Annotated in this window: 11 protein-coding genes; 9 read left to right on the top strand and 2 right to left on the bottom strand. The window is 52.3% G+C overall.

Annotated elements, in window-relative coordinates; translation table 11 throughout:
- Positions 1 to 4 precede the first annotated feature (4 nt).
- The 4 genes from AB8516_RS08820 to apbC all read left to right on the top strand — a co-directional run bounded on the left by AB8516_RS08820 (position 5) and on the right by apbC (position 5,040).
- The gene (locus AB8516_RS08820) at positions 5 to 1,300 is read left to right on the top strand and encodes a radical SAM protein (protein WP_369159923.1); all 1,296 of its coding nucleotides are present in this window, start codon (positions 5 to 7) and stop codon (positions 1,298 to 1,300) included.
- Complete coding sequence (gene putP / locus AB8516_RS08815) at positions 1,293 to 2,741, top strand: sodium/proline symporter PutP (RefSeq protein ID WP_369159921.1); 1,449 nt, start codon at positions 1,293 to 1,295, stop codon at positions 2,739 to 2,741. Before AB8516_RS08820 ends, putP begins: the two co-directional genes overlap by 8 nt.
- 268 nt (positions 2,742 to 3,009) lie before the next feature.
- Positions 3,010 to 3,663, top strand: coding sequence for a TetR/AcrR family transcriptional regulator (locus AB8516_RS08810; RefSeq protein WP_369159919.1), 654 nt, complete (start codon positions 3,010 to 3,012; stop codon positions 3,661 to 3,663).
- 285 nt (positions 3,664 to 3,948) lie between these two features.
- Positions 3,949 to 5,040, top strand: coding sequence for an iron-sulfur cluster carrier protein ApbC (gene apbC, locus AB8516_RS08805; RefSeq protein WP_369159917.1), 1,092 nt, complete (start codon positions 3,949 to 3,951; stop codon positions 5,038 to 5,040).
- A gap of 152 nt (positions 5,041 to 5,192) precedes the next feature.
- Here the strand turns inward: apbC and rnt are convergent, their stop codons facing one another.
- Complete coding sequence (rnt, locus tag AB8516_RS08800; RefSeq protein WP_369159915.1) at positions 5,193 to 5,834, bottom strand: ribonuclease T; 642 nt, start codon at positions 5,832 to 5,834, stop codon at positions 5,193 to 5,195.
- 294 nt (positions 5,835 to 6,128) lie between these two features.
- Between rnt and AB8516_RS08795 the strand changes: the two genes are divergently transcribed.
- Positions 6,129 to 6,878 carry a VacJ family lipoprotein gene (locus AB8516_RS08795; protein ID WP_369159913.1) on the top strand — a complete coding sequence of 250 codons (750 nt, stop codon included), beginning with the start codon at positions 6,129 to 6,131 and terminating at the stop codon, positions 6,876 to 6,878.
- 6 nt (positions 6,879 to 6,884) lie between these two features.
- On the opposite strand, the gene pyrC is transcribed toward AB8516_RS08795, so the two are convergent.
- Complete coding sequence (gene pyrC, locus AB8516_RS08790) at positions 6,885 to 7,916, bottom strand: dihydroorotase (protein ID WP_369159911.1); 1,032 nt, start codon at positions 7,914 to 7,916, stop codon at positions 6,885 to 6,887.
- A 189-nt stretch (positions 7,917 to 8,105) separates the two neighbouring features.
- Between pyrC and AB8516_RS08785 the strand changes: the two genes are divergently transcribed.
- The 4 genes from AB8516_RS08785 (at position 8,106) to aceF (ending at position 13,751) form a co-directional block, all read left to right on the top strand.
- On the top strand, positions 8,106 to 8,453 hold the full coding sequence (locus tag AB8516_RS08785; protein ID WP_108292171.1) for a sulfur globule family protein: 348 nt from the start codon (positions 8,106 to 8,108) through the stop codon (positions 8,451 to 8,453).
- A gap of 94 nt (positions 8,454 to 8,547) precedes the next feature.
- Positions 8,548 to 9,228 carry a sulfur globule family protein gene (locus AB8516_RS08780; RefSeq protein WP_369159908.1) on the top strand — a complete coding sequence of 227 codons (681 nt, stop codon included), beginning with the start codon at positions 8,548 to 8,550 and terminating at the stop codon, positions 9,226 to 9,228.
- Positions 9,229 to 9,643: 415 nt separating this feature from the next.
- The gene (aceE, locus tag AB8516_RS08775; protein WP_369159906.1) at positions 9,644 to 12,298 is read left to right on the top strand and encodes a pyruvate dehydrogenase (acetyl-transferring), homodimeric type; all 2,655 of its coding nucleotides are present in this window, start codon (positions 9,644 to 9,646) and stop codon (positions 12,296 to 12,298) included.
- 106 nt (positions 12,299 to 12,404) lie between these two features.
- Positions 12,405 to 13,751, top strand: coding sequence for a dihydrolipoyllysine-residue acetyltransferase (aceF, locus tag AB8516_RS08770; RefSeq protein ID WP_369159904.1), 1,347 nt, complete (start codon positions 12,405 to 12,407; stop codon positions 13,749 to 13,751).
- Positions 13,752 to 14,081 lie beyond the last annotated feature (330 nt).

Here is a 14,081-nt window from a genome sequence, read left to right as displayed (position 1 = left end):
TTCGATGAAGGCGAAATCCTTAGCCTACGAGGAGAAGCTGGAAACGCTGCTGATCCAGTCGGGTATCGATCGGCTTGATGTGCAACACCAGCAGTTCCTCAGGCACTGCTCCCTCGAATTCCGATTTACTCAGCAACAGCTTCGACAGCTCAGTGATATCGCTGTCGATCTGGTGATGTGGGGAGAGCGTCCGCTGTATGAAATCTGGCCCGAGATAGAGACAACCAAACTGGATCCCAAGCAACGGCGACAAAGACTTCTGCAGCTAATACAGCAGCATTGGCGGCAATTGCGACAGAGGCCCAAACATTATCCACCAATACCGGTTACAGACGGGCAGGCTGTACAGCGCATCAGACGCATCGACACCGAAAAGGACAAGTTGGCTCTTGGCCCCTGTCCTGTGGCATCGTCACGGACCCGCTGCTGCAACCTGATGACCCTGGATGCGGTGGAGAACTGCGGATTCGATTGCAGTTACTGCAGTATTCAATCCTTCTATCATGGTGATGAGGTGCGATTTGACAGGCAGTTTGCGCAGAAGCTGGCAAAACTCGAGATCGATCCCGAACGTATCTATCATATCGGTACCGGCCAATCATCGGATTCGCTGATGTGGGGCAACCATGGGGGGATACTCGATGCATTGCTCGATTTCGCTCACCGTCATCCGAATGTCATCCTGGAGTTGAAGAGCAAATCGAAGAATATCAACCACCTGATGAAGGCGGATCTACCTCCCAATCTGCTCTGTACCTGGTCTCTCAACACCCCGACGTTGATTGCCCATGAGGAGCGCCTTACCGCATCGATGGAGGATCGCCTGAATGCGGCACGCCGAGTGGCAGACCGGGGGGCGTTGGTCGGCTTTCATTTCCACCCCATGATTCACTATGCGGATTGGCGAGAGGATTATGGAGCCCTGTTTCAACAACTGACGGAACAATTCTCCGCAGATGAGGTGGCACTGGTTTCACTGGGCACCCTGACCTACATTAAACCTGTGATCAGGCAACTGCGGACTCGCAGCGGCTTTCGCAGCAAGATACTGCAGATGCCGATGGTGGAGAGCGATGGCAAACTCTCATATCCCCGGTCGATCAAGGAAGAGATGTTCAGCTTCGCTTATCGGTCTCTACAACTCTGGCATGATGAGGTCTTTTTCTATCTATGCATGGAAAACCAGCGTCTGTGGCAACCTGTATTCGGCTTCGATTATCCATCGAATCAAGCCTTTGAAGAGGCGATGAAGCAGGCCTATCTTAACAAGATCCGTAACAGGGAAAAGCGGGATGGGTAGTAGTGATCTATTGGTGGGGTTGAGTTTCTTCTGTTATCTGTTGACGCTGCTGATCATCGGCGTCGTTGCTTGGCGTCGAACCAGAAACCTCTCCGATTTCGTATTGGGCGGCAGAAGCCTGGGAAGTTGGGTGACCGCGCTGAGCGCCAGCGCCTCCGATATGAGTGGCTGGTTGCTGCTCGGGTTGCCGGGATATGCCTACCTGGCAGGCCTTGAGTCTTTCTGGCTTGCCCTGGGATTGTTGATCGGTACCTGGCTCAACTGGCGTTTAGTGGCGGCTCGCCTGCGTATCGCGTCCGAAGCGGCTGGCAATGCGCTTACCCTGCCTGAGTATCTATCGAACAGATTCAACGATACCAGTGGCTTGATCAGGATCTCTTCCTCCTTTTTTATCTTGCTTTTCTTCCTCTTCTACACGAGCTCAGGGCTTGTCGCAGGTGGCAAACTATTCGAGGCGGTATTCGGCCTGCCCTATCTTTGGGCAGTCGCATCCGGCGCGTTGATCATTATTCTATACACCGCCTTCGGCGGTTTTCTCGCCGTCTCCTGGACCGATCTATTTCAGGGGCTGCTGATGTTGCTGGCGCTAGTGACCATACCGCTCTACGTGCTGGTTGAAATCGGTGGATTCGAAGGCTTCCTGTCAGCCGTTGAAGGCAGCAATGCAGAGCTGCTCAATCCTTTGACGGACAGTAACGGGGGGCCACTCGGCGTGATCGCTATCGTCTCCCTGATGGCGTGGGGACTCGGTTATTTCGGACAACCCCACATCCTGGCGCGTTTCAAGGCCATTAAACAGAGCGACTTCGTACCCAAGGCACAACGTATCGCGGTAAGCTGGGTGTTCATCACCCTGACGGCAGCCACTCTGTCGGGCCTGGTGGGCATTCCGATCTTTGAAACTCCCCTGGAGGATGCGGAAAAGGTTTTTATCCGCTTGGTCGATCTGCTGTTTCATCCCCTGGTGGCCGGGGTCTGTCTGGCAGCAATTCTCGCTGCCATTATGAGTACCGCCGATTCACAGCTACTGGTCTCCTCCAGCACCTTTACCGGCGATCTCTATCGCCTTTTATTGCGTAAACGGGCAACTGAGGCTGAACTGGTAATCGTCGGTCGTCTGGCGGTGCTGTCAATCGCCTTGATCGCCTTCCTGCTGGCATTGGATCGCGAAAGCAGGGTACTCGATCTGGTCTCCTATGCCTGGGCCGGATTTGGTGCGGCCTTCGGTCCAGCGGTACTTCTCTCCCTCTACTGGAAAGGGATGAATCGATGGGGCGCATTGGCCGGTATCCTAAGCGGTGGTTTGACCGTGGTGCTGTGGAAACCACTGCAAGGCGGCCTGTTCGATCTTTACGAAATCGTTCCCGGATTTCTTATTTCGCTAGCGATGATTGTGCTGGTCAGCAGACTTACATCGTCAAGGCTGTATACGGCAAATTGAATAAAAACACCGTCCGTAATCCTCACGGCAGCCGATCCCTTCATGACATATTGTGGATTTCATTTGACGGAGATATCTGCATGACATCCGGTGCAACCGGAGTTTTCAAAATAAACAGCATTTAATAAAACATTGTTAAATATAGGAATCTTGTGCATGAGATCACTGTGTGTATAGACGAATAGTGTGATAGTGGACTTCAGTTTCGGCAGGGAACGAGAGCGAGCATGTATCGCAACGGAAAGCACAAAGGTAAACAGGAGTGACCATGGGAAGACGGGGAGAACACAGCAAACTGGAAATTGAGTGTATGGCCCTTGAGGCTGCGGAGACAATCATTGAAAACGAGGGTTATGCCGGCCTCTCCGCGCGCAAGGTGGCAACAGCCATTGGCTATACGGTTGGCAGCCTCTATTTCGTATTCAGGAATCTTGACGAACTGGTGCTTCGGATTAACGGGCGAACCCTGGATCAGCTCTATGCTGTCCTGATCAATGCGTTGGCCGACTGCCGCTACCCGCAACGCTGCCTTTTAGCGCTGGGTACGGCATATATGGACTTTGCCGCACAGCATCCCCACCGCTGGCGCATGATCTTTGAACACCGGCCACGGGATGAAGAGACCCCTACGGAAATCAACAAGGAGAAGATGGAGCGCTGCTACGAATTGGTTGAGAAGCAGCTGAAGGCATTGGCCGCTCGACCCGAGGAAGAGATCGTACTGGCTGCCAGAGCTCTTTGGAGCAGTGTGCATGGCATTGCCGCAATGACCATCACCCGAAATCCGCATGCCGAGGCTGTACAACTGGCTCATCAGCTCAGTATCAATCTGATCACTCACTATCTCACCGGTCTGAGCACGACTGATTTCAGTAACGTGATCATGCAAACGGCCGGTCGAGCAGTCGATTACCCAAAATGATCCTCATCCCGGGCAGGGTGCGGATAGAGGGCATCTGATAGCCTGTCTGCCTCATTTTCAGCTGTCTGGCGCAAACGAACCTGGCGGCACCTTGCTGTACCGCAGGTGCCGCTGACCGGATTGGGGATTCCATCAGCCCATATGCATGTAAGGCCTGTAGCGGCCGACTCAAAACCCAGCAAAATGCTTGGTATATCGATTCGATTTTCGTGTAGAATCCACCGCCAGTAGTTTTTGAGAAAATATGCCGGACCCTTATTAAGTCCGCAGCAGGAGTAACTGACGATGTCTGAATTGACACAAGATTCCGTAAAAGAGGCCATTAAGGGGTATGTAGAACCTCACCTTGAGAAGGATCTGGTAACCGCCAAGGCGATCAAAGGTGTTGAGATTGAGGGTGGCAAGGTTGCTATCACAGTTGAGCTGGGCTTTCCTGCAAGAGGCTGTATTGAAGATATTTCTTCAGCCGTGCGCGAAAAGGTCGAAGCACTACCCGGTGTAGAGAGCGTCGATATCACTATCAGTTCAAAGGTCGTTGCCCACTCTGTGCAGAAAGCGCTCAAGCCGATCGACAACATCAAGAACATCATTGCTGTTGCATCCGGCAAAGGGGGCGTCGGTAAATCCACAACAGCGGTCAATCTGGCCCTGGCCCTGGCTGAAGAGGGCGCCAAGGTAGGGGTGCTCGATGCGGATATCTATGGGCCGTCTCAGCCCCGCATGCTGGGTATCAACGGTAAGCCGGAGTCGAAGGACGGCAAGACCCTGGAGCCGATGCAGGGCTATGGCATGCAGGCGATGTCGATCGGGTTTCTGATTGATGAAGAGACGCCTATGATCTGGCGTGGACCTATGGTTACCCAGGCCCTTGAGCAATTACTGAACGATACCAATTGGGACAGTCTCGACTATCTGGTTGTGGACCTCCCCCCCGGTACTGGCGATACACAACTGACCTTGGCGCAAAAGGTGCCGGTGTCCGGCGCCGTCATTGTTACCACCCCCCAGGACATTGCCCTGCTGGATGCGCGCAAGGGTCTAAAGATGTTCGAGAAAGTGGAGGTTCCGGTGCTTGGGATCGTGGAGAACATGAGTATCCATATCTGCTCAAACTGTGGACATGAAGAGCATATCTTCGGTCAGGGTGGCGGCTCATCCATGGCCAACCAGTACAAAGTGGATCTGTTGGGTGCGCTGCCGCTCGATATCCGTATCCGGGAGGAGACCGATGGCGGTAAACCGACTGTCGTTGCCGAACCCGAATCGCGCATTTCTCAGATCTACCGCGAAATTGCCCGTAAAACAGCGGCCAAGCTCTCTCTGCAGGCCAAGGATTATGCGGCCAAGTTTCCAAATATCGTGATTCAGAACAACTGATGACGATGCCATTGGGTCATACCGGGAATTACTTTTTTCGGTATGACCGAGGCTTCGTATGGCCCCTTTTGAAATGATTGGAATGTCAGGGAGCCGATGGCACGCTTATCGAGACTCCATGCTGAAACAATCCCTGGCGGTTTTAAAGTCGATCAATCTTTTACCCAAGGTTTCTCAGGCGATAATGCCTGCCATCTGTTTATGATGCCGCAGAACAGTTTTGCGGTCTGTTGTGTGTCATAGATTGCTGAATGGGCCTCACTACTGTCCCAATCGAGGCCGGCGGCCTTTGCCGCTTTTGCGAGCACGGTTTGACCATAGGCCGCACCTGCCAGGGTGACGGTGTCGAAGGTGCTGAAGGGATGGAAGGGATTACGCTTGATACCGGATCTCTCAACGGCGGCATTAAGGAAACCGAGATCGAAAAATGCGTTGTGGCCGACCAGGATCGCTCTTTTGCAACCGCTTGCCTTGACCGCCTTGCGGATGGGGGCAAAGATAAGACGCAGGGCCTCCTTCTCAGGCAGGGCGTCGCGAAACGGGTGCTGTGGATCGATACCGGTGAATTCGAGTGCCTTGGGATCGATATTGGCGCCTTCAAACGGGATCAGATGATAGGCATGGGTCTCAGCGGGGTAGAGCATGCCCTGTTGATCCATGGCGATCGTAGTGGCGGCTATTTCCAGTAATGCATCATTGGTTGAATCGAAACCACCGGTCTCCACATCGACGACCACTGGCAGGTATCCGCGAAATCGTTGCGCCATAGCGTTGTTGTAGTTGATCTCATTCATCGACTAAGGATAAAGAAAGGTAGTGTTTTTTTCGACACTTTTTCATACATCCCACAACAGCTTCAATATTCTGACCAGAGATAGGCAATACTTCCAGTGGTTGGCTTTGATCGGTTTAGTGTCAGTAAACTCCCCTATAGATTTTTTACACTTTTCATTTCACCTGCGGTCTATCGGGCTGATATGATGTCGCACTTAGCCACCCCAATGCGTTAAACAAGAGTAAGGTCGTGGTGTTTCATGCTCCCACGAATTAGGGCATAGATTCCCGGCCAAACAATGAGCTTGATAGCTGTGAGTAAAAGGATTGTCATTATCAGTCTGCTGCTGCTGTTTCTAACAGGTTGTGCCAGCATGCAGAACAAGCACCCCACGGATCCGCTGGAGTCGATCAATCGTGGGATCGATGAATTCAACCAGGAGTTTGATAAGGTCGTGGCAAAACCTGTAGCCAAGGGCTATCGGGTTGTGACTCCTTCGGTGTTGGATTTGGGGATCACTAATTTTTTCAATAATCTCGCGGATGTTCCGTCGGCGGTCAATAATCTTCTGCAACTCAAGCCCACGCATGCATTGACCGATATTGGGCGTGTCTGTATCAATACGACACTGGGTATATTCGGATTTTTCGATGTGGCATCCGATATGGGCCTGCCCAACTACAAGGAGGATTTGGGCCAGACCTTGGGATTCTGGGGTATGGGGGATACACCCTATCTGGTCATGCCTTTCCTGGGGCCCACCACACTACGTGATCTGATAGGCCTGGTCGGCGACACCTGGATGAATCCGATCAGCTATCCAAGTCAGGAGACCTACTATGCTCTGACGACTCTGCGACTCATAGATGTTCGTGCCGATCTACTCGAGGCAGGGGATGTTCTGGATGAGGCGGCTGTCGATCGATATGCATTCCAGAGGGAGTTTTACCTGCAGAAAAGGGATTCGCAGATCAAAGACGGCCCCAACCACATGGATGAAGACGATCTGTTCGACGATACTTTTTTCGATGAAGAGGAGTCGCTGTTCGAAGGGGACGAATAGCACGGCTCAGCGGACCAATTGCCAGTTGACAGCTTCTCCGCCGCCCAAAGGGACGACCCGATCCTGACCGAACTGGTAACTCTCCGGGACCTTCCACTCTTTCTTCGCCAGGGTGATTGTGTCCCGGTTTCTGGGCAGGCCATAGAAATCCGGACCGAACAGGCTGGCGAATCCCTCTAATCTGTCGAGTGCGTTGGCCCGTTCGAATATCTCTGCATAGAGTTCAATCGCGGCATGTGCGGTGTAACACCCCGCGCAGCCGCATGCGCACTCTTTGGCTTGTTGAGGATGCGGAGCGCTATCCGTCCCGAGGAAGAAATGGGACTCACCGCTGGTTGCGGCCTCGATTAATGCCTGTTGGTGGCTCTCCCGTTTCAATATCGGCAGGCAGTAGTAGTGGGGGCGAATGCCGCCGACCAGCATGGCATTACGATTGTAGAGCAGATGTTGCACGGTGATGGTGGCCCCAACAGTGCCTTCATTGGCACGGACGAAATCGACGGCCTGCCGAGTGGTGATGTGTTCGAAAACCATGGGCAGGGCTGGAAAGTCCCGTGCCAGAGGATGCAGATGACGTTCGATAAAGACCTGCTCACGATCGAAAATATCCACATCCGGATCGGTCACTTCGGCGTGAATCAGCAGTGGGAGTCCCTCCCTCTGCATAGTCTCCAGCACAGGATAAAGCTTGCGTATGTCCGTGACACCAGCATCTGAGTGGGTTGTCGCACCTGCTGGGTATAGTTTTACTCCTTTGATTATCTGGCTCTTTTTCGCCGCAATCACCTCATCGCTGGTGAGACGGTCAGTCATATAGAGGGTCATCAGAGGAGTAAAGTCACTGTTATGCGGGAGTGCGGAGAGTATGCGCTCTCGATATGCCATGGCCATGGCCGTAGTGGTGACTGGCGGTTTCAGATTGGGCATCACGATGGCGCGAGCGAATCGTTCTGCGGTATGGGCCACTACGGATTTCATGGCTTCGTCATCGCGCAGATGCAGGTGCCAGTCGTCTGGTCTGATAAGGGTGATTTGCATGGATTGCTGTTTCAGTCCGCTTTAGGGTTTCTGGGCTTATTAGAAAATGACTATTTAAATTTTTTCCACAATTAAAAATCGCAATTTGTTAATTTAAGTAATTTCTAATATTCTATATCTCGAAAGCTGCGCTGTATCTGCTTTCTCAAATTACATCATGATTACATTCTATCTCGAGGAGAGTGAATAATGAAAAAGATCATTCAAGCTTCTGCAGCTGCCGCACTGATCGTGGCTTCCGCTTCCGCTTCCGCATGGTGGGGCGGCGGTCCAGGTTGGGGCAACCGTGGCTGGAATAACGACGGTTGGGGCGACGGCTGGGGTGATGGCTCCGGTGACTTCAGCTTTGGTATGAGTGGCAGTGCCCGCGGTTCCGGTTACGGTCGTGGCAACAACTACTATCGCGACTACTATGGCTACGGTCCCTATGGCTATGGCGCACCTTATGGTTATGGCGCTCCCTATGGCTATGGCTACCCGCCTGTAGCACCTGCTGCCCCGGCTGCTCCTGCTGCCCCGGCTGCTCCCGCTAAGTAAATTGATTAGAACTTAATCACAGGGAATCCTCGGCACAGGGACGTGCATAGGCAGTCAGCGTGGTTTTACATTAAAAAACTCTGGGTACGAAAAAATGAAAAAGATTTCTATCATTGCTGCGGCAATCGCCATGGCAGCCTCATCGGCAACCGTCAACGCTTGGTGGGGTAACGATTGGAGCGACGATTTCTTTGGCGACGGTTTCGGTGCTGGTGATTTCGACTTCAATTTCAACATGCATGCACGTGGTAGCGGTTATGGCCGCGGCTACAACAACTATCGCAACTACTATGGTTATGCCCCTTATGGTTATGCGCCATATGGTTATGCACCTGCGGTTCCAGCTCTGAGTGAAGAGCAGAAGGCTGCAATGGAAGAGCAGCAGAAGGCCTTTGCCGAGCAACAGAAGGCGTTTGCCGAACAGCAGCAAAAGGCATTCGAGCAGGCCGTTGCCGCCCAACGCGAGTATGCAGAAAAGTACAATGCTGATCCTCGTGCCGCTATGGAAGCTGAAATGAAGGCTTACCAGGAGCAGATGCAGGCTCAGCGTGAACAGATGCAATCGCGTTTTGACAACAGAGCGCCTGCCAGACCTGAGATGCCTGAAGCCATCTCAAAACGTATGGAAGAGTCTCAGGCTCGCCGTGACGAGATGATTAAAGAGATGGAAACCCGTCGTGCAGAGGCCATGAAGATGATGGAAGAGCGCCGGAATGTTGCTATGGAGCGCAAACCTTTCGAAATGCCTGTGTTCGAGACTCGCAAAGATATCTAAGCAGAATATATCTGCAGGCCCAAAAAAGGCGCTTCCGGGATAACCGGCAGCGCCTTTTCTATTGTTGGGAGGCTGTATTGATATGCGCCGGTTGATATGTCCTTCTTTGATGCGCGCAATATCCTGTCTGTCACCAGGCGTGTCGTGGCAACACCGCTGGAAGTGCTGGGTATTGCCAGGCCTTTGGTAACTTGTATGCCAGAAAGAGGATGGTTAATTAACAATAAAAACAGGGAATTAAGTTCGATAAATAATCCGCTAAGAACGCTGAAAAATAACCCATCTTGTTGTATATTACCTCAATCAATCCAAACTATTGGCAATTCAAATAGTTTCTTTTAGCCATATGAGATAGCTCATAGTCTCCTGCTGGAGAACGGTTTTTTTTTGCCAAAACAACTGTTAGAGAACAATGATGCCGACTAGACCCGATACCGATCCACAAGAGACACAGGAGTGGCTGGATGCATTGGAGGCCGTGCTCGAGAATGAAGGCGTGGATCGTGCCCACTTCCTTATTGAGCGCTTGGTTGACAAGGCGCGCCGGTCCGGCGCTTACCTGCCGTTCAGTGCCAATACGGCCTATGTCAATACCATACCGGTAACCAAGCAGCGGCGATTTCCCGGCGATCGCGCCATGGAGCGTCGTATCAGGTCCTTCATACGCTGGAATGCCATGGCGATGGTGGTTCAGGCAAACAGAATATCGACTGAGCTGGGAGGGCATATCTCCAGCTTTGCATCCGGCGCCACGCTTTTTGATGTGGGCTTCAACCATTTTTTTCACGCTCCGAGCAAGGAACGGGACGGAGATCTGATCTTTTTTCAGGGGCATTCCGCTCCGGGTGTATACGCCAGGGCTTATCTGGAGGGTCGGTTGAGTGAAGAACAGCTCTATAGTTTTCGACAGGAGGTTGATGGGCAGGGCCTCTCGTCCTATCCGCATCCATGGCTGATGCCCGGATTCTGGCAGTTTCCCACCGTGTCGATGGGGCTTGGCCCGTTGATGGCGATCTATCAGGCGCGCTTTATGCGTTATCTGCATGATCGCGGTCTCCTGAACACGGATGAGCGCAAGGTATGGTCATTTTGTGGTGATGGTGAAATGGATGAGCCGGAGGCGCTCGGAGCCATCTCCCTGGCTGGGCGTGAACGTCTCGACAATCTGATATTCGTAATTAACTGTAACTTGCAACGTCTGGATGGACCCGTACGAGGCAATGGCAAGATTATCCAGGAACTGGAGGCGGTGTTTCGCGGAGCCGGATGGAATGTGATCAAGGTAATCTGGGGTGGTTATTGGGATCCGCTCTTTGCACGGGATAAAAACGGCATTCTCCTGAAACGTATGGAGGAGTGTGTCGATGGTGACTATCAGGCTTACAAGGCCAAGGGCGGTGCGTATACACGCGAGCACTTCTTCGGTAAATATCCGGAACTCGACGATATGGTCGCCAATATGACCGACGAGGATATCTGGCGTCTGAACAGAGGCGGACACGACCCACACAAAGTATATGCGGCCTACGCGGAGGCTATGTCCCACAAAGGGCAACCGACAGTCATTCTGGCCAAGACAGTCAAGGGATATGGCATGGGTGTTGCCGGCGAGGGTCAGAACATCACTCATTCCCAGAAAAAGATGGGTGAAGCGGCACTCAAGGCGTTTCGAGATCGATTCAACATACCGATATCGGATGATCAGATTGGCGCCGCGCCCTTTTATAAACCGCCGACAGACAGTCCCGAGATGCAATATATGCATCAACGCCGTCAGGATTTGGGTGGTTTTCTTCCGCAACGCCGGACCAAAGTGGAGCCGCTGCAGGTGCCGGCACTGGATGAATTCAAGACACTGCTGGAAGGTAGCGGGGAAAGAGATCAGTCGACAACCATGGCGTTCGTTCGTCTGCTCAACATGCTGGTGCGAAATAAAGCGGTGGGAAAACAGGTCGTGCCTATAGTTCCGGATGAGGCGCGTACCTTTGGTATGGAAGGTATGTTTCGCCAGTTGGGTATCTACTCATCGGTGGGTCAGTTGTATGAACCGGTTGACGCGGACCAGGTGATGTTCTATCGAGAGGATAAAAAGGGGCAGATCCTGCAGGAAGGCATCAACGAGGCGGGCGCCATGTCTTCCTGGATCGCGGCAGCCACCTCCTACAGTAATCACGGGATCAGTATGATCCCATTCTATATCTACTATTCGATGTTCGGCTTCCAACGTGTTGGCGATCTGGCCTGGGCGGCAGGGGATATGCAGGCGCGGGGTTTCCTAATCGGCGGTACCGCTGGTCGTACCACTTTGGCGGGTGAGGGACTACAGCATCAGGATGGACACAGTCATATCGTGGCCGGAACAATCCCTAATTGTGTCAGTTACGATCCTGCTTACGCCTATGAGCTGGCGGTAATCGTTCAGGACGGGATGCGCCGGATGTATCAGGAGCAGGAGAATGTTTTTTATTACATTACTGTGATGAATGAAAACTACGCACAGCCTGCAATGCCTGACGGTGTGGAAGAGGGTATTGTACGTGGTCTCTATTTGCTCAGTACGGGCGGTAAACATAAGCATCGGGTACAGCTACTGGGGAGTGGCACCATTCTGCGCGAAGTGATTGCCGCCGCAGAGTTACTTGAAAAAGAGTTTAAAGTTTCAGCAGATGTTTGGAGTGTTACCAGCTTCAACGAGTTGCGTCGTGACGGTTTGGATATCGAACGATGGAATACCCTGCATCCGCAAGAGGAACCCAAGCTGAGCTATGTCACTGAAAAACTGAACGGCAAAATAGGACCGGTGGTGGCGGCCACGGATTATATCCGCAGCTATGCGGATCAGATTCGCCCGTTCATCACAGCCAGCTATAGCGTGCTGGGTACTGACGGCTTCGGTCGTAGTGATATGCGCAGCCAGCTGCGTAAGTTTTTCGAGGTAAACCGGTACTACATACTGATCGCCGCCTTGAAAGCGCTTGCGGATGAGGGTGAGATCAAACCCGAGCAGGTCAGCCGGGCGATCAAGAAGTACAAGATCGATCCGGAAAAGCCCAATCCTGGCAGTGTCTAATGAGTTGACCAAGGACACTGCTGTAGCCAGCCGAAACTGCGGTGCGTTAAGGCGGCGATTAGTTTGAATGAAATAGATTATGCCTGATCGGCAAAGAGGATAAGACGTGGGTAATACGACAGATGTACTGATACCTGATATAGGTGATTTCGACTCGGTCGAGATTATCGAGATTCTGGTTTCAGAGGGTGATCGAGTCACGCTCGAGGAGTCTCTGCTGACCCTTGAAAGTGACAAGGCTACGATGGAGATTCCATCCCCCCACACCGGGGAGGTCAAACGCCTGTTGGTCAAGGTTGGTGATCGTGTCAAAGAAGGAGACAGGATAGTCGTTCTTGAGGTTGAAACCAGCCAACAGAAAGGAGAGAGTGAACCGGTAACTACCCCCGCACCGGCGGCAGAGGAGGTTGAGACAGTACAAGCGCCGGCCCCGGCGCCAAATGAAGCGTCTGCTTCAGCATCTGAGCAGCCACAGCGACTACCAGGTGAGAAAGAGGCCCGCGTACCGCCCGTTCCAGCTGGATTCGTTGAGAGCGGTGGACAGGGCACCCCTCATGCAAGCCCATCGGTACGCCGATTTGCCCGTGAATTGGGTGTTGATCTCTCATTGATTAAGGGAAGCGGTCCAAAAGATAGAATCCTGAAAGAGGATATTCAGAGGTTCATTAAACGCTCATTGCGGCAGGGCGAAGGGGCAGCCGCATCCAGGTCGCCCTTTGAAATGCCGGTGGGGCCGGAAGTGGATTACAGCCGCTTTGGTGAGGTTGAGGCAACAGCGTTAAACCGCATCAGGAAAATCAGCGGAGCCCATCTTCATCGTTGCTGGCTGACCGTACCGCATGTGACCCAGTTTGACGAGGCTGATATCACCGATCTCGAGGCATTCAGGCAAACGCAAAAAGAGGCTGCATCCAGGCAGTCCGTTCGGCTCACCCTGATGCCGTTTCTGATGAAGGCGGTCGCCGCAGCGCTTAACCAGTTGCCGATGTTCAATGCTGCCCTGTCGGTAGATGGCGAATCCTTGATATATAGGAAATACATTCATATCGGTGTTGCGGTGGATACGCCCAATGGGCTAGTCGTACCGGTCATACGTGATGTCGATCAAAAAGGTGTCTTCCAACTTGCAGCAGAGTTGATGAGCGTCAGTGAAAAGGCACGGGCAGGCAAGTTAGCGCCGGCGGATATGCAAGGCGGATGTTTCTCGATCTCCAGTCTTGGCGGGATAGGCGGTACTGCCTTTACTCCCATTGTGAACGCCCCGGAAGTGGCAATACTCGGTGTCTCCCGCAGTAGTATGCAGCCTGTGTGGGACGGGGAGACCTTCCAGCCACGATTGATGTTGCCGCTTTCACTCTCCTATGATCATCGGGTAATCGATGGTGCTGATGGCGTCAGGTTTACCACCTATCTCTCTTCCCTTTTGGGTGATATTCGTCATTTGTTGCTCTGATTTTCAGTGATCAACCCGGACAAAGGACGGTTCGCATGCCTTTTTTTACCGGTCCTAATTGACACAGCTCAAAAAAGTTAACATTTTTCATCAATTTAAGGGTGCAAGCACCATTGTCCTTAGGGATTATGTGCTGTAGTTCATCCTATGCTTATAGATTATCTGATTCTCTATACTTAAAGTTAGCCATAGAGAGACCGCTAACATAGTGTAGTAAGCATTGCACCACCCCGCTACAGACGACTTTTTCTTCAGGGATGTCAAATATAGTCGCTTATAGCGTCAATGATGTATGAATAACCTGTTGAAAACACTGCTATTATTTTGGTT

Source organism: Candidatus Thiodiazotropha sp. LNASS1 (assembly GCF_964212655.1).
Classification (GTDB): domain Bacteria; phylum Pseudomonadota; class Gammaproteobacteria; order Chromatiales; family Chromatiaceae; genus Thiodiazotropha.
The sequence above is the reverse complement of the archived record's forward strand: the minus strand, read 5'-3'. Positions and strand labels throughout refer to the sequence as shown.